Here is an 18,266-nt window from a genome sequence, read left to right as displayed (position 1 = left end):
TCCTTGGTGGTTCGCTCGCATTATTTCTTGAAGGCCGTGCACTTGGTTTCCGGCTGATCGACACCCAGCGTGTCGAGCTCCGTGAATTGATGCAGGAAGCCCGGTTGTGGCGAGACTGTTACGTGGATCTTGGCCGTTGCGATCAGGATCGGCTGGCGAAGCTGCCCGTTCCAAGCCCGGTAGGTGAGCTTCTGGCCCTTGAAGGCCGCAAGCTCGAATTCGGGCGAGCGCATGTAGGCGATGAGGTCCTTGGGGTCTGCCGTCTTCCGTCGCGTCGCCGCTTCGCCCACCGACCGCACGGCCATCCAGACGTTGTAGTCGAGCGGCCGCATCTGCCGTCCGGCGAGCCGTTTGAAGCGGTTCTGGAACTGCGTTCCGCCCCAGAGCTCGACAGCCGGATGCCACGTGGTGGCGAACAGGCCGGCGGTTCCGATCACCGGACGCGCCTGCCATGTGCGATAGGGGAAATAGTCGCCAAACAGCTCGCCCTCGTCCGCCACGACGACAACGTCATGCTCGGGGGCGCCCTGCATAAAGCCAGGAATCTGCTGCTGAATTTGTTCGAACCCGCCGTCGGAGCGTCGGCTGCCGGGATCGTACTTGAACTCCCGCTCCTCGACGATCTTGTGCCCGAAGCGCTTGGCGGTCCGCCGGATTGCCTCCGCGTAGGCCTTGTCCTCGGGAGTAGGGCCGACGACCAGCAGCCATTTGCGCCACTGTTTCCACGCCATGTATTGGCCGAGCGCGTCCGCGAGCATCGAGCGCGATGGAGCCGTGTGCTTGATGTTGATGCGGCACTGCTCCTCGCGAAGCGGCTCGTCCGGCTCGGATGCGTTGAAAATGACGGCATCCTTGTCTTTGAGAGCGTCGGCGAGCGCGAGCAGCGTCTCCGCCGAAGCGTCTGCCACGACGTAGGCGATGCCCTCGTCGACGCGCTTCTTCACCTCGGCGACCAACTCGTCCGGCGAGGCCGATTGCACGATATCGAGCGCGAACTCCTGCTTGAGGAAGCGGCCGGTCGTGTTGTTGTCGGCAATCGCGAGCTTCGCGCCGGCCACTCCGTCATCGGGGGGCGGGATGTCGAGCAGCGACAGCGGCGGAAGCCGGTCCTCCCGGATCTCGCGTGCCATCAGGATGCGGATCTTCAGCACCGAGGGATCGGCGGCGGCATCCGCCTTGGGTACCTCGGCCGGCGCAGCCGCGGGCGATTGCGCGGGCGCCTCTGCAGGTGAGGCCGCAGGCGCGCCCTCTTGGGCATAGCCGGCGAGCGGCGAGATCAGCAAGGCGACCGCCGCAGCGGCAAGGAAGGGTAAACCCCTAAGGAAGGGGCGGTGCGGGCGGCAGAAAACAGACCGGGCGGGCCGTGGCCGCGGCCCAGTTGAAACGTTCATGGTTGTCCTCCCGGCGGACCCTCCGGCAATGCGGAATTGCCGGGTATATTGTAACATGTTCCCTGGGAAGATCGCATCGTATTGCCAATTGTCAAGCTCACCGGCTTTGGCCCTCGCGCTTTTGTTACACGCCGTGAAGGCAGCCTCGGGGACATAGCACTTGCAAATCCGTCGTCATCAAACGCACGTTATAGTGTAAGCACTCCGTGCTTGTTGAGAACGGTAAGGTGAGATGACACGAAGTCGAGTGGCGGCTTGGCTGGCGGTGGCAATGGTGACGAGCGTGGCGCTTTCCGGCGCCGCGGCGGCCGGCCAGAAGTTGGCAATTTTCCCGATCGATATGTCGTTTCCGCGAAGCGAGGACGATTTTTTCCTGGGAACCCGCGGCCCCAGCCCTGACGAGCAGCGGCGCCTGGACCAAGCCCACGCGGAGCTTCAGAAATTGCTGGCTGCGAGCGGGCGCTATGAGATCGTAGACATCGCGCCGCTCTCGAGCGAGATCACCGCCGCGCAGCCGATCTACAACTGCAACGGATGCGAGGTCGACATCGCGGCGAAGTCCAAGGCGGACCTCGTCATGACCGGCGTCATCGACAAGATCTCGGAAACGCACTTGAGCCTTACTGTCGCGATCGTAGACATTGCCAAAAGCAAGCTGGTGAGCAATTCAAGTGTGCTCATTCAGGGCAATACGGACGAAGCGTGGATGCACGGTGTTCGGTGGCTGACGAAAAATCGACTGTTGGCAGAGGAAAAGCCCAGATGATCGATCGCCGCCGGCTTCTGGCCAGCACGGGGGTTGCCCTTGTTGCCGCCGTGTCGCCGTGGCCGCTCTTCGCTGCGGGCAATCCCTTGCGCCTCGCCTCCGTCAAGTACGGATCGCTGTCCTGGGTCATCAAGACGATCCAGCTTCTGGAGTTGGACAAGAAGGCGGGGCTGTCGTTCGAGGTGGTGGACGTCGCGTCCAACCAGGCCGGCCCCATCGCGCTTCTAGGTGACGGCGCCGACGTGATCGTCTCCGACTGGACCTGGGCCATGCGCCAGCGCTCGCTCGGCGAGAAGCTCAAGTTCTCTCCCTATTCCTCGGCTCTCGGCTCTCTCGTCGTCCCTGAGAAGAGCGACATCTCCGGGATCTCGGGGCTCGAAGGCAAAGCGCTCGGCGTTGCAGGCTCCGCCATCGACAAGAGCTGGCTCCTTCTCAGGGCCTATTCGAAGAAGCGCCTCGGGCGCGACATGGCAGAATACGCGCACCCGTCGTTCGGCGCCGCGCCTCTTCTGGCCGAGGAGATCCGCTCCGGCCGCATCGACGCCGTGCTGAATTTCTGGACTTACGCGGCGCGTCTCACCGGAAGCGGCTTCAAGCAGCTTCTCACGGTGAGCGACATCATGAAGGATCTCGGCATCGATCCCGTACCCTCGCTCGTTGGCTTTATCTGGAAGGAGGATTACGAGGCGACGCACGGCGCCGAGATCACGAAGCTTCTTTCGGCGGTGCAGCAGGCCAACGACGTGCTCGCGACCGACGATGCGGCCTGGGAGCCGTTGCGTCCGCTGGTGAAGCCCGCATCCGAAGGCGAGTTCCGCTCCATCATCGCGTCCTATCGTGCAGGAATTCCGAAGCCCTGGGGCCTGGAGGAGCTGAAGGCGGCCGAGAGGCTCATGCAGGTTCTGGTCGAGGCCGGCGATGCCGAGCTGATGGGCCGCGGTACTGAATTCGATCCCAAGCTTTTCCACCATGCAGCGACTTAACACAGCCTCCCGCGCACGATCCGATCAGTCTCTCCTCGTGCGGGTCGCATGGGGGCTCGGCTCCATTGCGGGCTTCCTCCTGTTCTGGGAGGTGATGGCGCTGATCATCCAGCATCGCCATTTGCCGACGCCCACGGTGGTGTTCTCCGCAATGATGCGCGAGCTTGCGAGCGGCGAGCTGCTCTATCATATCGGCGTCACGCTCTATCGTGTGGTCATCGCCTTCGCGGTGGCGATGTTGATCGGCTCCAGCATCGGTATTTTTCTCGGGCGCAACGCGCGGGCCGACCGCTTCTTCGATAGCTGGCTCATTCTGTTTCTGAACCTGCCGGCGCTCGTCATCATCATTCTCTGTTACGTCTGGTTCGGCCGCACGGAAGTGGCCGCTATCACCGCAGTCGCCGTGAATAAGATTCCGAACGTCGCCGTCACGGTGCGAGAAGGCGCGCGCAGTCTGTCGCGCGATCTCGCAGAGATGGCGCACATGTATCGCTTCGGCCGCTGGAAGACGCTGCGCCACGTCACGCTTCCGCAGCTGGCGCCGTTCTTCCTCGCCTCCGCCCGCACCGGTCTTTCTCTCGTCTGGAAGATCGTGCTCGTCGTCGAGCTGCTCGGGCGCTCCAACGGTGTGGGCTTTCAGCTCGGCACCTACTTTCAGATGTTCGACGTCTCGATGATCCTGGCCTACGCCTTGGCCTTCATCATTCTCGTCCAGCTCATCGAGTTCGGCATTCTTCAGCCGATCGCCGCACGGGTGAACAGATGGCGCCGCTGAACGACACGCCGGCAGGCGCGCTGAAAATCCGCGTGAAACGCAAGATCTATCCCGCCTCCGGCGTGCGCGCAGAGCAGCCGGTGCTGAAGGACATCGCAATCGACATAGAGCCGCGCTCGTTCGTGGTGCTCACAGGACCTTCGGGCTGCGGAAAGTCGACCCTCCTCAACATCATTGCCGGGCTCGACAGCGAGTACGAGGGCGAGGTGGCGCTGGGCGGCCCCGACACCAGGCTCGGCTACATCTTCCAGTCGCCCCGGCTTCTGCCCTGGCGCACCGTTTACGAAAACATCGCGCTCGCGCTTCCGGATGGTGACGCCCGTCACGGCCGCATCGAGGACATGCTGCGCCAGGTCGGTCTCGAAGGCTTCTCCTCCCAGTATCCGGAACGCCTTTCGCTCGGTATGCAAAGGCGCGCCGCGCTCGCCAGAGGCTTTATTACCGAGCCGGACGTGCTGCTGATGGACGAGCCGTTCGTCTCCCTCGACGATCCCACGGCCCAGGGGCTGCGCGAGCTTCTGATCGGCCTCTGGAACCGGCGCCCGACCACGGTGATCTTTGTCACCCACGACCGCGCCGAATCCGTGATGCTGGGCACCCGTATCTTGCGCATGTCCGGTACAAATGCGACTATTGTCCAAGACGAGACCGTGCGCCTCTCCCCGTCCGAGCGGACCGATCGGGACAAGGTGCTGGCCGAGCAAAGACGCATTTTTCGCGAGACGTGAGCCCATCCAAATGACGACGACGAAGCATCGGCTCGTCCGCCTCCTTGCAAGCGTGACGTCCGAGGCAGAGGCGCGGGTCGCCGCCGCCCATGGCGCCGACATCGTCGACTGCAAAGATCCGGCCGCTGGAGCGCTAGGCGCCCTTCCTCATGAGGTTGTGGCGGCGGTCCGCAAGGCGCTGCCCGCCCATGTGCCGGTCAGCGCAACCATCGGCGATCTCGCGCCGGAGCCTTCGCCCGTGGTGGAGGCCGCGCTCGCCATGGCCGCGACGGGGTGCGACATCGTCAAGATCGGCATCTTCCCGGGCGGCGACGCGCGCGCGACCATCGACGCGCTTGGCCGCGATCTCGCGCCGTCGACACCGCTCGTGGCCGTTCTCCTTGCGGATGCACCGCTCGATCTGGGGCTCGTGTCGGCGTTGGGTGAGGCGGGCTTTGCGGGCGTTATGCTCGACACCGCGACGAAAGACGGCCGCACGCTGCTCGATCATCGCACGCCCGCCGAGCTGTCCACCTTCATCGCGGAAGCCCGCGCCGCGGGGCTCATGGCTGGTCTCGCCGGATCGCTTCGCCTCGCGCAGGTTCCCGTCCTGTTGACGCTCGGACCAGACGTGCTCGGGTTCCGGGGCGCGCTCTGCCGCGCGGCCGACCGTCGTGCAGCCCTCGATGCCACCGCGCTCGCCGCCGTGCGCCGCGCCATCCCGCAACCAAAGAATCCAGCCGGCCCATCGGCTGGCCTAGAGTTGGAAACCACACCGTGACTACGATCGAGACGGCACGCGCCGCAACGGCATCGCCCACGCAAAAAGCGTCCGAGGCGCTGGGGCGGGACTGCATCTTCCTCAAGGATTGGGTGATCGACTGCAACATCGGCGTCTATGCCGAGGAGAAGGGCGTCACGCAGAAGGTGCGCCTGACTGTCGATGCTTATCTTGCGCCCGCCGTCCGCGCGTCCGAGGACGACATGGACACGGTGCCGTCCTACACCGACATCATCGATGCGGTGAACGACATCACGAGCGCCGGACACATCAATCTCCTCGAGACATTCGCCGAGCAGATCGCCGAGCGCGGCCTCCAGGATCGCCGCATCGAGGCCATGCGCGTCCGCATCGAGAAGCTGGAGCGCGGCCCTGTGCGCGGCGTCGAGATCTATCGAACGAGGTAGACCGGGCCGTGACCGCGCTCGTGCTCAAGATCGGAGGCAGCCTCGCGGAAAGCGGGCGGCTTCGTGCGCTCTTGGGCCTGGTGCGCCGTGCGCGCCGCTCTGTTGTCGTGGTGCCGGGCGGCGGCCCGTTCGCGGATGCCGTACGCGAGACGCAGGCCCTTCTCCGGTTCTCCGACGAAGCGGCTCACGACATGGCGCTTCTCGCCATGCACCAGATGGCGGAGGCGATGATCGCCATCGAGCCGCGCCTCGTCGCGGCCGACACGCTGATTGGCATGGAGCGCGCCTGGCGCTGCAGGCGCATCCCGGTCTGGCTGCCTGCGAAGCTCTGCGCGGGCGATCGGCGCATTCCGCGCGACTGGAGCATTACCTCCGATGGTTTGGCCGCGCGCCTCGCCGAGCGCTTGGGGAACGTCGAGGTGGCCCTCGTCAAATCGCGGACGGTGCGCCGCACGATGGCCGCGAAAACGCTCGCTCGCCAAGGCATCGTCGATCCCGTGTTTCCCGTCATCGTGGAACGGGCCGATCTGGCCTGGCGGGTGCTCGGCCCGGGAGAGGACGCCGCGCTCTCGGCCCTCCTCGACGTCGCTCCTCAGAGAGCGCCGCGCACGCCTTCTCCCAGCCGCCGCGCGCTGAGATCGACGGCGCGCGGCATCCGTGCTAGGGCCGCAGCGGGCAGGCCGAAGTAATCCGCACGACACCAAGCCGAGGGGAGGCGCGAATGCCACGCATCGTCGAGGCCATCGTCACGACGACAAATGCCGCGGGGGTGCCCCACATCGCCCCTCTGGGCCTCATCGAGGATGGCGCGGGCTGGATCATCGCGCCCTTCAAGCCGTCGCGCACGCTCGACAATCTCATGGCCAATCCGGCGGCGGTGGCGAGCCACACGGGCGATGTACGGGTTTTCGCGGGCTGCATCACCGGCCGCAGGGATTGGCCCACCGTGCCGGCCGACGTGGTCAAAGGCGTACGTCTGAAGGATGCGGTCTCCCACTGGGAGCTGGCCGTCGAGCGCATCAGCGAGGATGATGTGCGGCCCCGGTTTCATTGCCGCATCGTGCACGCGGCGAGCCATTCCGTTTGGAGCGGCTACAACAGGGCCGAAGCCGCCGTTCTGGAGCTTGCGGTGCTGTCGACCCGGCTGTCCATGCTGCCGCCGGAAAAGATCGATGCCGAACTGAAGTATCTCGAGATCGCGATCTCGAAGACCGCAGGCCCGCGCGAGATGGAGGCTTGGGAGTGGCTGATGGAGCGTATTCGCGCCTATCGCAGCGGCAATGCGGAAGCCGCGAGCAAAAAGTAAAGAAAACCTTCCGCGCTTAGACAGCCGGAGCCAGTTGCGCCGCTTTTGCGCGTGCGCGGTGACGTGCGACCAGGAACGTCGTGATGCCAACGGCCAGAACGATGAGGCCCCCCGGCATGACGATAGCTGCAAGAATTGTGAGCGCCGTTTTCATGGCCTCTCCCCGATTGAGGCTTGTTGTTCATTATGGGTTGAGTCTAGCAGCAACGCATTAGAGGCCGCTTCAGATGGCCGCATGTATCAGAGGAAAACTTTTAAGACCTTTGTAAGGAGTTGCAGCGCAGCCGCAGTCACGCAGGCACGCAGTCACGAAGCGCGCATGCACCGCAGTTATGTTCAACGATGTCTTATTGCGTTGCGGCGCCGAGCAGCCGCGCCACGGCCACCGCAGGCGCGCATCCCGTCGCCCACGCCTCGCACGATTGATCGGCATTGGCGAGCGTGCCGAAGCGCACGACGGGCCGTCCCAACCGCCGGGCGATCTCCTCGATCTCTCCAGCGCCGATGCCTGCAGCTACGATCGGAGCCGTTGCAAGCAGAGGTGCCGCGGAAAGAACGCGTGCCGCGCCGTCATGAATCGAACGGAGCTGACACTCGCGCACGAACGCCGCCGTCTGGCGCCAGTCCTCGGCCGTGCCGTCTCGCGCATCCCGCCCCAGCATGCGCCCGAGCCGCGCAGTGCTCTCCTCGAGCGATTTGCCCTTTCCGTCCGCCGTCGCGTGCTGGTCGATCTCCGTGAGGTCGTAACCGAGGATGCGGCGCACGTCGGCCATGGTCGCGAGATACTCGCGCGCAAATCCAACGCGCTCGCCGCGGAACGGTGCCTCGGTCGTAACCCCCATTACAGCCGTCCGCGTGAAGCCCGTATAGACAAGCTCTCCGGAGATCTGCCGTTCGGCGTCGGTAAAGCCGCGCGGGGCCGGTGAGCCGGACGAGATCGGAATGATGTCGGCCGTCGTCGATCCGAAATCGATCAGCAACGCGTCCGCCATGCTGCTGCCGATGAAGGCCGCCGTCGCAAGAAAATTGGTCGAGCCCACGTCGCCCGGATGATGGCATGCCTCTTCGGCACGGCCGAAGCCGCGCGGCCCCATCCAGAATCGCGCCTTGTCTCCAAACTCCCGCGACAGGCGCGCGACGAGGGTTGCGACGCCGGTCTCCCGGTCGGCAAAGAGATCGGACAGCTCACCCGTCATGGTGATCGCAACCGAGCGTGCGCTGGAAATCAGGGCATGGGCCTCCGCCAGCGCGGTGTCGAGCTTGTCGAGGCCTTGCCAGAGCGGGCAGGCGATCTGACGCACGGCAACGGTGCGCGCAGCCTCGACCAGCGCCACCTTGAGGTGCGCGCCGCCCACATCCAGACCCGCCGTCATGCCCATGCCAAACCTGCTCCTCGCTTCGGCGTACACTACGCGTTGCCCGCTCCTCCCTATCACGGCGAAGATGGGCTGCGCAGGGGCTCGCGTGGCGCGGCACACAGCCGCCGCCTGTGGTACATCACCCGCCGGGCCATGGAGAGTATGCCTCGCCCATCCTGTCTGGACCCCAACTGCGAGCAGTGAGCTGATGGAGATCATCCCGGTCATCGACGTGCGTGGCGGTCTCGCCGTTGCAGCCAGTCGCGGAGACCGCGCGAACTATCGCCCGCTCGTGACGCCGCTTGCCGGGAGCGCCGATCCGGTCGCGGTCGCGCTGGGGCTTTCGCGCCTGTTTCCGTTCCGGAAGCTCTATGTCGCCGATCTCGAAGGGATCGAAGCGCGCGGAGCTGATTACCGGATGCAGCAGCGGCTCGCCGCATCCTGGCCCGGCACCGAGCTCTGGATCGACGACGGGGGAGCAGGCACGCAAGCCCCGCTCGGCGACAATGGCCCGCCAGCCGCCATCATCAAAAGTCACGTGCTCGGATCGGAGTCGCTCAGCTCGATCGATGACTACGAGCGCGCGCGAAAGGCAGCAGGTCCGGCGGCGCCGCTGTCGCTCGATTTCCGTGGCGATGACTTCATTGGCCCGCCCGGCCTGCTCGAAGATGCCGCGCTCTGGCCGGACCGCGTGATCGTCATGACGCTCGCCCGCGTGGGCAGCGGCGAGGGGCCGGATCTTCCGCGCCTCGATGCGGTCGTCTCGCGCGCGGCACATCGCGCGGTTTATGCGGCGGGCGGTGTGCGGAGCGTCGCTGATCTCGCGTCCCTGCGAGACATCGGCGTCGCGGGCGCGCTCGTAGCCACAGCGCTCCATGGCGGCGCGATCACGAGCCGCGACATCGAAGCGATCGCCTGAACCGCCGGCCAAAAAAATTAGAGCCTGATTGCGAAGCTCAAATCGCAACCAGGCTCTAAAGTTTCAGTCCACTTTGCGAGTGGATAGTGAAGGTCCACCCGTGTAGATCAGCCGTTCCAACGGCCAGAGAGTAGTCTTCCCAATCGCTGCAGCAGACCCCCCTTCAATGGAGGGGCATTATCCTGCTGTGGACGGTTTCCGCTTCAAGTCTTCGCACCGAACGGATGCGAGACCGAGTTGCGCTGAGCGGTAGCTTCAGCAGCGGTCGGCTTGCCAGCAACGGCGCGGGCGAGAGCCTCCTTGGTGGCGCGGTAGTTGTAGTCCTGGATCTTGGCGTCGTCGGCCGCTTCCCAGTGGATGAACACGCCGACGAGGACATAGAGGTCGTCAGCTTCGTTGGCGGGGATCACGCCCTCGGCAACCGAGTCCTGAACGGCCTTGGCAACGCCGTACTGAGCCGGTCCGAACATCTGGACGGCCTGGCGGGCGTCCTTGATGGTGACCTTGTTGAACATGATCGTGTTCGGCTTGCAGGGCAGGTTCGGCGCGATCACGGCGAGGAGCGTGGTGAAGCCATCCTTGTTGTTGGAGAGCGCGTTCACGAACGCCGTCTCAGCAGCGCTGCCGCGCGGTCCGATGACGAGGTCGATGTGTGCGACTTCGTTGCCGTCGCCGACGAGCGACTCGCCGACCATAACGCGATTGATCTTGGCCATTAGGGGGTTCCCTTCCTTCAATTGAACGAAAAACAACGCGCCCCGAGCGTCCATTCTGAGACGTTCGCTTGGAGCGTCCTGCCCAGGGTGCGAGGGCTGCAGTCCGAAGCTATCCCAGTTGCAGCGAACGGTGATGTGGGTCACCGGTCCGGTTGGCCAGATAGCGGCACGCTTCGCGAGCCGCCCCTTAATAGCCCTAGGATTGCGACTTCGACAAGGGGCTAGAGTGCAATCGGAAAAAGCCCGCCTCGAAGGGGGACGGACAAGCCCCCGAGGCGCTGACGCCCAGCAATACAAGGAAAGAAGAAAAGCGCCGCCGGCTTCTCCCGAAGGGAGACACAACCTAAGGGGACATGGTTTCTCGGCCTGCGGCGATGAGCGCATCTGCGAAAAGCGTCGCGACGACGAAGTCCGCGGTCGTTCCGGGGTTTAGCCCGCGCGATTTGAGGCTGCTGTCGAGATCGAGCAGCGCCTGCCAGGTCTCCTGCCGCGGTGCGGGACGCCAGAGGGCTGCGCAGTCGGCCGCCTCCCTGCGCACGGCCTCTGCGGCATCGTCACCATATTTGCGCGCAATATGACTATCCGGGAACGACGCAAGCAGGCTCATGTGCAGTGCAGTAATGGCCATGCTTTCGCTTTCGGCACTGCGGCGGGCTGCATAAAGTTCGGGCAGCGCGTGGGAGAAGATGTCATCGAAGCGTGTGACGTAGGCCCGCGCGATCCGGTCCCGATCGGCGGCGAGGGCCATCGCGTCCTTGAGCGTCATGCTCGGAGGGCCGTTAACGTCGCCTGCATCCGCGCGGCCAAGTCCCGCAGGATTGGCGATGACGATCGCCTGAAACGCCTGATCCGCGTCAGCCCGGTCGAGTCCATCGAGCACGCGGCCGAGACGGTCTCGAAGGTCGGAAGGCTCCTCGCGTCCGCCCGAAGCGACCGCCAGAGGCGCGCAGAGCAGCACGATCCCGAGATTGGTGTTGCACCCCGCCGCCGCGACGCTGGCGCCGACGGCACCTAGAATACGCGCGCCGACGCCGCGTGCGGGATCGCCGAGGAAGGGAGCCGCTGCCAGCGCGGCGCGCTCGAAATGCAGCGTCTCCATGCCATGCCCTGCCGCATGGATATGGACGTTGCCGGGCTTCAGCGCAGTGAGCTCGGCACGGCATGCCGAAAGAAAGGCGGCCTCGATCGTGTCGCGGGAGAGCGGGAACGCCATCACGCCTTGGCCTTCGTCACCGCCGATAGAAAATCCGCCGCGATGGTGTCGGCGATATCGACCGATGTCACGCTCTGGAGGCCTTTCCAGGCCGGGTTCGAATTGATTTCGAGCACCATGAGGCGCCCGCCCTGGTCGCGGATCAGATCCACGCCGGCGTAGTCGGCGCCGATGGTCGAGACGGCACCGAGTGCGAGCTGGCGCATCTCGTCGCAAGGCTCGTGCGCCACCGGCTCAGCGCCTTGATGCACGTTCGTGATCCAGCTTTTGCCGCGCCGGACCATGGCCGAGAGAATGCGCCCCTGCGAGACGAACACGCGCCAATCCTCGAACTGAGTGGCTTCGGGCCGTCTCAGATAGTGCTGCATGTAATAGACGTCGCCCACGTCCTCCGGCGGCGGCAGCTCCTCGGGACCTTGCGCGCGGCGCACGCCGTTACCCTGGCTTCCGAACAAGGGCTTCACCACCAGCGGACGCGGATCCCGCATCGCGTGCGCGAGCGCGCGCGCGCGGGTCTCCACCACGCGCGTCGGCGGTGTGGCGAGGCCTGCCTTCTGGAACAGGAACGTCGCGGTCGATTTGTCGACGCAGCGCTCGATCGCACGGGCGTCGTTCCAGACGCGGATGCCGCTTTCGCGCAGCGCATGAAGAATGCCGAGCCGGAAGGTGATCTGCTCGAGCGTGCCGGTTGAAACCGAGCGGACGAAAGCGCCGTCCGGCAGCAGCCCGTCGAAGCCCGGAATCTCGATGCCGCTCGGGCAAGACGTATCGAAGGCGCAGGCGCTCAGCGTGGTGGTCACTACCTGCGCGCCGCGCGCCTCCATCGCGCGCTTGAGGCGGCGCGCGTGCCAGTCACCGGAGCCGTCCTCGACGAACAGCACGATGCGCGGCCCGCGAGGGGCCGCGTCGTCGAGGTCGGAAGCTGTGACGAGCTTGTTCATGAGCCTTTCCCGCTCCCTTGGCCGGGAGAGGGCCGAAGTTTAGCGGAAGCTCGCGTCGACGATGTCGGGCGCGAGCTTGCCGGCGTGGAAGGAGGAGCCCGTGTCGAGGTTCGACACGGTGACGACCGCGGGGCTGAACAGCGAGGCGTCGATCTTGTAGAAGTCGCCGTTGACGCTGGCGAAGATCTCCGCGAACGGCTTGCCGTAGATGGAGCAGGTGTTGGAGGGCAGCGCATCTGCGAGCTTCTTGGCGGCTTCGTCGGTGCCGCGCACGAAGAGATGGATGCGCCCGCCGTAGATGATGGCGTCGTTGGTGCGGCCCATCGCCTTGACGAAATCCGGGATCGGCGGGGCGATCGGCGCCACGCCGTAGCCGTCGACGATGTTGCCGAGATCGAAATGGAGCGCGTGCGCCTTGTGAAGCGCCACCTCGAGCACGCGCGCGGCAATCTGCACCGTGCCCGCGAGGCTGCCCGTCGGCGCGTAGAGAACCGTGAGATCGCTGGTCTTGATGCCGCAAGCCTCTGCAACCTTGGTGGCGACGCCCGGCGGCGGCGCCTTGTCGCCCTCGATCACGAGCGCGCCCTTGTTGTGATGATCGATGTAGCCGAGCTCCTTGTAGAGCTCCTCGACGCGCGAGAGTGCGCGCGCCGGACCCGAGCCGAGCGCGAAGAAGCCGCTGTCGTCCGTGATGGTCCAGCCTGCGTACTGGCTGCCGAGGCACGCGACGACGGGGTTGGACGAGTGCACGACGACGCCGAGCGGCCAGCGCTCGAGACCCGAGGACGAGGTGAGCGTCACCGTTCCGAGGCCGCCCATGCAGATCTCTCCGAGCCGCCGGCCCGCTTCGAGGCCGCCCGGAACGTTTGAGCCCAGGTCGATGCACCGCTCACCCGCCGCGCCGGTGGTGACGGACACGCGCAAGGCCTGGGCGTTCGCGGCCAGATCGTCGACCAGAATGCCCGCCCGTGCGTTGACGCTCGGCGCGAAGCCCTGAGTGCTGCTCATTGTTGAGCTCCCTTTTTGTTTGAATGGTCATACAGCAAAGTTTCGAGGGCGCCCAAGCGTTGAACGCACGCGGCCTGCACCTCGTCAACCGAAAGTCCTTCGGCGATCACCGTCGCAAGCGGCTGGCCCGCGCCGATCACGCTGCCGGGGCGTGGCCGGTCAGAGGCCCAGTCCGGCCAGTCGATGGAGGAAACGGAGAGAGGGCCCTTGTCCGCATAGAGAAAGGCGGCGGCGCGCGCGACGGGCGGATGCCAGCCGGAGGCGAGAAGAGCCGCGGGATCGCCGCCGCGGCAGGCTTCCACATGAGCCTTGAAAAGCGTGCCCGCAGCGTCGTCGAACACGTCGAGTGTCGCGCCGGGGCGCGGATTGACCTCGAGCAGGAACGGCTCGCCGTCGCATACGAGATAGTCGAACGAGACGATACCGCGAAGCGAGAGCGCTTCGGAGACCGCAAGAGACATTTCGATGAGGCGCGCTTCGAGATCTTCCTCGAGCGGGAGCGAGCCGGTGGCCCCGCCGTAGCGGAACGGGCGGCGTGGAAGCGGGCTGGTCCACTGGCGGCTAGCCGCGAATGCGGCGCTTTTCTCGGAGACGAGCCCCATGAGCGAGATCTCCTCGCCTGCGATGCGGCGCTGGAAATAGCGGCGCGCGTCGGGACGGGGCTCGGAGGGACAGATGTGGATGTGCAGGCCGCCGCTGCCGCCAATCCGCTTCATCAGCCAGCCGTCGGTGTCGGACGGAGCATCGAGCCGCGTCTCGGGATGGGGAACGCCGAGCTCGTCGAGAATTCTGAAGAAGTGCGCAGGATCTTTCGTGCGCTGGATGGTCTCGGCATCGTTGCCGATGAGAGGAAATAGTGCGGCGATTTTAGAGACGAGGCGCGGATTGCATTCGAAGCCCGAGCCGAGCACGAGCCCGATCGGCGGGGATGAGGCCTCCGCCACGAGGCTTTCGAGGCCTGCGATCAGGGGGCGCGCCGTGAAGCCGACCTGGACGCGGGCAGGAAGGCAGCGCGAGGCGGCAGCGAGAGCCACCGTATCCTCGTCGCCGAAGCAGTCGACGACCAATGGCTCGTAGCCAGCCCTCCGCGCGGACGCCGCAAGCGCCCGCGCGGAAAAGGCGGCAATGAGGACGGTCTCGCCGGTCAAGCCACGAGCTGGCGGGCCAGCGCGAAGGCGTGACGGAAGTCGAGAGAAAGGGCCTCCTGCGAGTTGATCATCTGCTTGAAGAGGCCGGACTCCGTCTTGTACTTGATGTCGCCGATCGCGAGCGGGCCGACGCCGAGGGCATTGCAGCCCGGAAGCGGGGCGCCGTCCATGAACAGTTCCATGCCTTCTACGCCTGCGGGCGGCACGGCGTTGACGTCGGCGACGACGAGCAGCTTGTCGGCGTAGGCCTTCTGCTCCTTCGAGATCACCTGCACGCCGGCGGCTGCGGCCGCGAAGATGACCTCGGCGTTGGAGATGATCTCGCGCTTCTGATCTTCCGTTTCACCGGACACCGCCTCGAGGTCGACGCCGAAGCGCTCCTTCGAGACTTGCGCCGACTTGATGACGCGATCGACGCCGCGGTGAGCGACGAGCTTAACCTCTGCGCCTTCGAGCGCGACGATGATCGAGGAGGCGAAGCCGACGACGCCGGTAGCGCCGAACACGGCGACCTTGGTGCCCTTCCAGCCGCGGCCGAACTTGAGCTTCAGCACGCGCTCGACGCAAGCCACCATCGCGGCCGCCGTCGTGAACGACCCGGCGGGATCGGCTAGCACGGAAAGCTGGAACGGGGGAACCAGCGCCTTGCGCGCGGCTTCGAGGAAGTCGAGAGCGAGGATCGCATCCTTGCCGCCGACGAAGAAGCCGGTGCGGACGCCGTAATCCGGCGGACGCGAGAAGATCGCGTCCTGAACGAGACCCGTGACCTCTTCCTGGGTCACGTTGATGTAGGGAACGATCACCTTGTAACCGGCGTCGGCCGCCATGTTCACGTCGAACGGGCTCATGTGCTTCTGCGGCGAGAGCATGTGCAGAATCGGCGTGGCTTCACTCATAAAATCGTCTCCCGTTCACAAAAGGCTTGGCCGCTCATTGTCTTGAGTGTCGGCGTGCTCGTCTCAATCGGCCGCGATCGTCGCTCCGGCATTGCGCCCTCGCACCACCGCGATTTCAAGGCCCATCGCTTTAGCGTCTTCGACTAAAGAATGATAGAGGCGGTCTGCCACATCCGGAGAGGGTACGAACCCGAATCCGGTCGGCCCCCACGAGGTCTGGCCGATACCTGTTGCACCGAGCTCTGACGCTTTTTTGAGCAGCGCTCCGACAGGAGGCGAGGTCCAGGGGCTGCCCCCCTGTGCCGCCGCAAAATGGCCGCCCACGATCCGCTGAATCTCGGTTAACGCCGCGCCGAACGCGCCGATGTCGGCTTCCTTCAGGCCGGGGGCAAGCTGCATGAGAACGAGCCGGCAAAGCCGGTCCGCAAGCTCGGCAGGGAACGGAGGCAAGGCTGCGAAGGCTTTGGTCTCGCGGTCTCCATGCGCCCCCTGCGCCTTGGGGTCGAGCACCAGCAGCACCCGCCAGTCCTCGGGAAAAGGGCTCTGGATCAGCACCGGCGGCGGCTGGTCGATGGCGCCGCGTCCCCCATCCACGATGAAGCCGCCGGCCTCGAAGGCCGCCATGCCGATGGCCGAGCGCGCGCCGCGTCCGGCGAGGTCACCGATCTGCTGCGGCGAGAGCGAAAGCCCTTCGAGCCGCATGAGCGCAAGGCCGATGGCAAGCGCGAGTTGCGTGCCCGAGCCGAGCCCCGCATGGGCGGGAATCGCACGGGCGACCTCCACGCGGTAGGCCCCTTTGAGCTTCAAGGCCTCCGAACAGCGGGCGAGCACCGTGAGGACACGCTCGCGCTCCGGGCCCGAGGCCGACATGGTCTCGGCCCGCTCCACGCGGATGTCCGTGCTGGGTGCGTCGAGGGCAAGCCCGATCGAGCCGTAGCGGCGCCCCAGCCCCCCGTTCAGATCTAGAAACCCCAGATGAAGCCGAGCGGGTGCCGAGACGCTGCAGCCTCTGACCGGGTGTGTGTCGTGCATCTGAAAGCGCTTCCTTGGTGGGGGACGTTTGCCGCCGGATCTCGCCTCTGCGAGGGTTGGAGCCTGGTCTCAGCGAGGCGCGCGGCATCGCGCATCGAGAGCATGAGTAAATCTCAAAATTAAGAACGAGGGAGCCCGATTGCGCCCGAGGGCAGGATTCCCTTGAGGGCAGACGTGCTCTAGAGCATTTTGCCGCGAAGTGGAAACCGGTTCGTCGCGGAAAATGCGGCAAGCGGTATCCAAAGCCAAGGCGCCCGAGCAGGCCCGCGCGCAGGGCAGGCGCAATAGTCCACGAAAGGCGAGGAGAGAGCAATATGAGCAGCCCCCGGGACAAGGCACTTTCTGATGGCGAGGTCACGAAGTGGCTGGCCGAGAATCTACCGGAATGGCGCCTCGAGGACGGATGGATCCGCCGCACATACAAGACGTCGAGCTGGAAGGGCACGTTGATGGTCATCAACACCGTCGGCCACCTCGCCGAGGCGGCCTGGCACCATCCCGACATCACCGCTTCTTACGCCTGGGTCGAGGTCCGGCTGGTGACGCATTCCGCCAAGGGCATCACCGAGAAAGACCTGGCCCTCGCCAAGAAGATCGAGGAGGTCGTCCATTGGCAGCCGGGCAAGGAGGGCGTTCTCGAAGGCACGCCGGCCGGCGACATGCGCTTCTCTTACATCAAGTATGACTGATCGCGTGATGCGGCTGGCGTATCCCGGCATTGGCCGGGATGACGCCTCTGGGATTCGGACCGGCAGCCCGGCCTCTTCGTCGCGCGGGCGACGGCCTGTGTCCAGACGCGCCGGCAAGCAGTGTCCTGCCCGCCCATGACGCCGCCCGCCACAACGTCATCCTCTGACGCAACACCCGCGTTCGATGCCCTGATCGGGCTCGGATCCAACGTCGGCGACAAGGAAGCGAACATCCATCAGGCGATCGCCCTTCTGACCGCGAAGGGCGATATCGCACTCGTGCGGGCTTCGCGCCTCTACCGCACGGCTCCGTGGGGCGTGCTCGATCAGGATTGGTTCGTCAACGCCTGCGTCGCGGTCAAGACGGACCTTTCTCCGCAGGATCTGCTGCGCCGCTGCCTCGGCATCGAGGAGGAGATGAAGCGTGTCCGCGAGCGGCGCTGGGGACCGCGCGTCATCGACGTCGACGTGCTGATCTACCGGGATGCGGTGCTGGCCGAGAGCGATCTCGTTTTGCCTCATCCGCGCATCACGGAGCGCGCGTTCGTGCTGGTGCCCTTGGCCGAGATCGCGCCCGAAGCCGTTGTCGCCGGCCATCCGCTCGCCCATTGGCTCACGCACCTCGACGCGAGCGACGTCACCCCCCTCTGAAAAGAAAAACGCCGCGGATGCAAGATCCGCGGCGTCTTCTTAGATCAGCTCGCGCGCGTGCAGATTACTCTTTGCACTGCGACTTGATGTAGGCGAGCAGGTTCTTGCGATCGTCCTCGTTCTTGATACCGGCCGGGAAGATCATCTTGTTGCCCTTGACGACGGCGTCGTCCTTCTCGAACCATGCAAGCAGGTTCTCGTCCGTCCAGGTGATGCCCGAGTTCTTCACCGCGTCGGAATAGTTGAAACCTTCATGATGGCCAGCAGCCTTACCTGCAACGCAGGTGAGTGCCGGGCCAAGGCCATTCTTCGCATCAGGGCCGATCTGATGGCAGGCAGCGCACTTCTTGAATACAGCGGCACCCGCCTCTGCATCTTGCGCCGACGCAGCGACAGGTGCAGCCACGAGCGCGGCGGCCGCAATAACCCACTTGAGCATCTTCCGAATCCTCCGAAACCTTCTTCTAACCGTCCTGCCGGGCGGCCTCCCGCACTACCTGGCAAGCGGCCCATACTCGCAAAGTTTGCCTGAACCTGGAGTGAACAAGTTGCCGCACCCAGGCTCATCCACTAGCTGTA

General features: G+C 65.3%; 22 protein-coding genes. 11 read left to right on the top strand and 11 right to left on the bottom strand.

All coding sequences use genetic code 11. The annotated features are described in order from the left end of the window. Positions 1-20 precede the first annotated feature (20 nt). Entirely contained in the window at positions 21-1,283 is a 1,263-nt protein-coding gene (locus PE058_RS14280; protein WP_020086254.1) for an ABC transporter substrate-binding protein, read from the bottom strand. Positions 1,284-1,623: 340 nt separating this feature from the next. Between PE058_RS14280 and PE058_RS14275 the strand changes: the two genes are divergently transcribed. The 8 genes from PE058_RS14275 to PE058_RS14240 are packed head-to-tail and all read left to right on the top strand — an operon-like array spanning position 1,624 to position 7,116. Further along, positions 1,624-2,157 carry a DUF3280 domain-containing protein gene (locus PE058_RS14275; RefSeq protein ID WP_083929176.1) on the top strand — a complete coding sequence of 178 codons (534 nt, stop codon included), beginning with the start codon at positions 1,624-1,626 and terminating at the stop codon, positions 2,155-2,157. Further along, positions 2,154-3,140 (top strand): ABC transporter substrate-binding protein, encoded by a 987-nt coding sequence (locus PE058_RS14270; RefSeq protein ID WP_271028699.1) that lies wholly within the window; start codon positions 2,154-2,156, stop codon positions 3,138-3,140. The genes PE058_RS14275 and PE058_RS14270 overlap by 4 nt, the downstream gene beginning before the upstream one ends. Continuing rightward, complete coding sequence (locus tag PE058_RS14265) at positions 3,127-3,915, top strand: ABC transporter permease (protein WP_083929177.1); 789 nt, start codon at positions 3,127-3,129, stop codon at positions 3,913-3,915. The genes PE058_RS14270 and PE058_RS14265 overlap by 14 nt, the downstream gene beginning before the upstream one ends. Continuing rightward, positions 3,903-4,643: an ABC transporter ATP-binding protein gene (locus PE058_RS14260; protein WP_020086258.1), complete on the top strand. Its 741-nt coding sequence runs from the start codon at positions 3,903-3,905 to the stop codon at positions 4,641-4,643. Before PE058_RS14265 ends, PE058_RS14260 begins: the two co-directional genes overlap by 13 nt. Before the next feature lie 10 nt (positions 4,644-4,653). Further along, positions 4,654-5,403 (top strand): (5-formylfuran-3-yl)methyl phosphate synthase, encoded by a 750-nt coding sequence (locus PE058_RS14255; RefSeq protein WP_271028698.1) that lies wholly within the window; start codon positions 4,654-4,656, stop codon positions 5,401-5,403. Further along, entirely contained in the window at positions 5,400-5,810 is a 411-nt protein-coding gene (locus tag PE058_RS14250) for a dihydroneopterin aldolase (RefSeq protein ID WP_020086260.1), read from the top strand. The genes PE058_RS14255 and PE058_RS14250 overlap by 4 nt, the downstream gene beginning before the upstream one ends. A gap of 8 nt (positions 5,811-5,818) precedes the next feature. Continuing rightward, complete coding sequence (locus PE058_RS14245) at positions 5,819-6,499, top strand: amino acid kinase family protein (RefSeq protein ID WP_020086261.1); 681 nt, start codon at positions 5,819-5,821, stop codon at positions 6,497-6,499. Positions 6,500-6,531: 32 nt separating this feature from the next. Beyond that, positions 6,532-7,116: a DUF447 domain-containing protein gene (locus PE058_RS14240; protein ID WP_020086262.1), complete on the top strand. Its 585-nt coding sequence runs from the start codon at positions 6,532-6,534 to the stop codon at positions 7,114-7,116. Positions 7,117-7,132: 16 nt separating this feature from the next. Here PE058_RS14240 and PE058_RS14235 read toward each other — a convergent pair whose 3' ends face one another. Beyond that, positions 7,133-7,270 carry a hypothetical protein gene (locus tag PE058_RS14235; protein WP_271028697.1) on the bottom strand — a complete coding sequence of 46 codons (138 nt, stop codon included), beginning with the start codon at positions 7,268-7,270 and terminating at the stop codon, positions 7,133-7,135. Between the two features lie 193 nt (positions 7,271-7,463). Further along, on the bottom strand, positions 7,464-8,495 hold the full coding sequence (locus PE058_RS14230; protein ID WP_271028696.1) for a hydantoinase/oxoprolinase family protein: 1,032 nt from the start codon (positions 8,493-8,495) through the stop codon (positions 7,464-7,466). A 187-nt stretch (positions 8,496-8,682) separates the two neighbouring features. On the opposite strand from PE058_RS14230, the gene PE058_RS14225 reads away from it, so the two are divergent. Next, positions 8,683-9,393, top strand: coding sequence for a HisA/HisF-related TIM barrel protein (locus PE058_RS14225; protein WP_020086265.1), 711 nt, complete (start codon positions 8,683-8,685; stop codon positions 9,391-9,393). A gap of 203 nt (positions 9,394-9,596) precedes the next feature. Here the strand turns inward: PE058_RS14225 and fae are convergent, their stop codons facing one another. The 7 genes from fae to PE058_RS14190 form a co-directional block, all read right to left on the bottom strand. Further along, the gene (gene fae / locus PE058_RS14220; RefSeq protein ID WP_020086266.1) at positions 9,597-10,109 is read right to left on the bottom strand and encodes a formaldehyde-activating enzyme; all 513 of its coding nucleotides are present in this window, start codon (positions 10,107-10,109) and stop codon (positions 9,597-9,599) included. A 343-nt stretch (positions 10,110-10,452) separates the two neighbouring features. Next, a complete protein-coding gene (locus tag PE058_RS14215) occupies positions 10,453-11,322 on the bottom strand; it encodes a triphosphoribosyl-dephospho-CoA synthase (RefSeq protein WP_020086267.1) in 870 nt (289 codons plus the stop codon). Beyond that, on the bottom strand, positions 11,322-12,263 hold the full coding sequence (locus tag PE058_RS14210; RefSeq protein WP_020086268.1) for an ATP-grasp domain-containing protein: 942 nt from the start codon (positions 12,261-12,263) through the stop codon (positions 11,322-11,324). Before PE058_RS14210 ends, PE058_RS14215 begins: the two co-directional genes overlap by 1 nt. Positions 12,264-12,302: 39 nt before the next feature. Next, entirely contained in the window at positions 12,303-13,271 is a 969-nt protein-coding gene (mch, locus tag PE058_RS14205) for a methenyltetrahydromethanopterin cyclohydrolase (RefSeq protein WP_020086269.1), read from the bottom strand. After that, entirely contained in the window at positions 13,268-14,419 is a 1,152-nt protein-coding gene (locus PE058_RS14200; RefSeq protein ID WP_271028695.1) for an ATP-grasp domain-containing protein, read from the bottom strand. Before PE058_RS14200 ends, mch begins: the two co-directional genes overlap by 4 nt. Next, positions 14,416-15,315: an NAD(P)-dependent methylenetetrahydromethanopterin dehydrogenase gene (locus tag PE058_RS14195; RefSeq protein WP_020086271.1), complete on the bottom strand. Its 900-nt coding sequence runs from the start codon at positions 15,313-15,315 to the stop codon at positions 14,416-14,418. The genes PE058_RS14200 and PE058_RS14195 overlap by 4 nt, the downstream gene beginning before the upstream one ends. Before the next feature lie 63 nt (positions 15,316-15,378). Continuing rightward, positions 15,379-16,347 (bottom strand): beta-ribofuranosylaminobenzene 5'-phosphate synthase family protein, encoded by a 969-nt coding sequence (locus tag PE058_RS14190; RefSeq protein ID WP_020086272.1) that lies wholly within the window; start codon positions 16,345-16,347, stop codon positions 15,379-15,381. Between the two features lie 314 nt (positions 16,348-16,661). Here PE058_RS14190 and PE058_RS14185 point away from each other — a divergent pair, with 314 nt between their 5' ends. After that, positions 16,662-17,036, top strand: a complete 375-nt coding sequence (locus PE058_RS14185) for a 4a-hydroxytetrahydrobiopterin dehydratase (protein ID WP_020086273.1) — start codon at positions 16,662-16,664, stop codon at positions 17,034-17,036. A gap of 135 nt (positions 17,037-17,171) precedes the next feature. Continuing rightward, on the top strand, positions 17,172-17,687 hold the full coding sequence (folK, locus tag PE058_RS14180; RefSeq protein WP_271028694.1) for a 2-amino-4-hydroxy-6-hydroxymethyldihydropteridine diphosphokinase: 516 nt from the start codon (positions 17,172-17,174) through the stop codon (positions 17,685-17,687). Between the two features lie 64 nt (positions 17,688-17,751). On the opposite strand, the gene PE058_RS14175 is transcribed toward folK, so the two are convergent. Beyond that, complete coding sequence (locus PE058_RS14175; RefSeq protein WP_020086275.1) at positions 17,752-18,126, bottom strand: c-type cytochrome; 375 nt, start codon at positions 18,124-18,126, stop codon at positions 17,752-17,754. Positions 18,127-18,266 lie beyond the last annotated feature (140 nt).

The organism is Hyphomicrobium sp. DMF-1 (assembly GCF_027886585.1).
GTDB classification, from domain to species: Bacteria; Pseudomonadota; Alphaproteobacteria; order Rhizobiales; family Hyphomicrobiaceae; genus Hyphomicrobium_C; species Hyphomicrobium_C zavarzinii.
The sequence above is the reverse complement of the archived record's forward strand: the minus strand, read 5'-3'. Positions and strand labels throughout refer to the sequence as shown.

Excerpts from the sequence above, each read along its gene's own strand:
- PE058_RS14275 (WP_083929176.1), top strand. The coding sequence starts at position 1,624 with ATGACACGAAGTCGAGTGGCGGCTTGGCTGGCGGTGGCAATGGTGACG.
- PE058_RS14270 (WP_271028699.1), top strand. The coding sequence starts at position 2,154 with ATGATCGATCGCCGCCGGCTTCTGGCCAGCACGGGGGTTGCCCTTGTT.
- PE058_RS14265 (WP_083929177.1), top strand. The coding sequence starts at position 3,127 with ATGCAGCGACTTAACACAGCCTCCCGCGCACGATCCGATCAGTCTCTC.
- PE058_RS14260 (WP_020086258.1), top strand. The coding sequence starts at position 3,903 with ATGGCGCCGCTGAACGACACGCCGGCAGGCGCGCTGAAAATCCGCGTG.
- PE058_RS14255 (WP_271028698.1), top strand. The coding sequence starts at position 4,654 with ATGACGACGACGAAGCATCGGCTCGTCCGCCTCCTTGCAAGCGTGACG.
- PE058_RS14240 (WP_020086262.1), top strand. The coding sequence starts at position 6,532 with ATGCCACGCATCGTCGAGGCCATCGTCACGACGACAAATGCCGCGGGG.
- PE058_RS14235 (WP_271028697.1), bottom strand. The coding sequence starts at position 7,270 with ATGAAAACGGCGCTCACAATTCTTGCAGCTATCGTCATGCCGGGGGGC.
- PE058_RS14230 (WP_271028696.1), bottom strand. The coding sequence starts at position 8,495 with ATGGGCATGACGGCGGGTCTGGATGTGGGCGGCGCGCACCTCAAGGTG.
- PE058_RS14225 (WP_020086265.1), top strand. The coding sequence starts at position 8,683 with ATGGAGATCATCCCGGTCATCGACGTGCGTGGCGGTCTCGCCGTTGCA.
- fae (WP_020086266.1), bottom strand. The coding sequence starts at position 10,109 with ATGGCCAAGATCAATCGCGTTATGGTCGGCGAGTCGCTCGTCGGCGAC.
- PE058_RS14215 (WP_020086267.1), bottom strand. The coding sequence starts at position 11,322 with ATGGCGTTCCCGCTCTCCCGCGACACGATCGAGGCCGCCTTTCTTTCG.
- PE058_RS14210 (WP_020086268.1), bottom strand. The coding sequence starts at position 12,263 with ATGAACAAGCTCGTCACAGCTTCCGACCTCGACGACGCGGCCCCTCGC.
- mch (WP_020086269.1), bottom strand. The coding sequence starts at position 13,271 with ATGAGCAGCACTCAGGGCTTCGCGCCGAGCGTCAACGCACGGGCGGGC.
- PE058_RS14195 (WP_020086271.1), bottom strand. The coding sequence starts at position 15,315 with ATGAGTGAAGCCACGCCGATTCTGCACATGCTCTCGCCGCAGAAGCAC.
- PE058_RS14190 (WP_020086272.1), bottom strand. The coding sequence starts at position 16,347 with ATGCACGACACACACCCGGTCAGAGGCTGCAGCGTCTCGGCACCCGCT.
- PE058_RS14185 (WP_020086273.1), top strand. The coding sequence starts at position 16,662 with ATGAGCAGCCCCCGGGACAAGGCACTTTCTGATGGCGAGGTCACGAAG.
- folK (WP_271028694.1), top strand. The coding sequence starts at position 17,172 with ATGACGCCGCCCGCCACAACGTCATCCTCTGACGCAACACCCGCGTTC.
- PE058_RS14175 (WP_020086275.1), bottom strand. The coding sequence starts at position 18,126 with ATGCTCAAGTGGGTTATTGCGGCCGCCGCGCTCGTGGCTGCACCTGTC.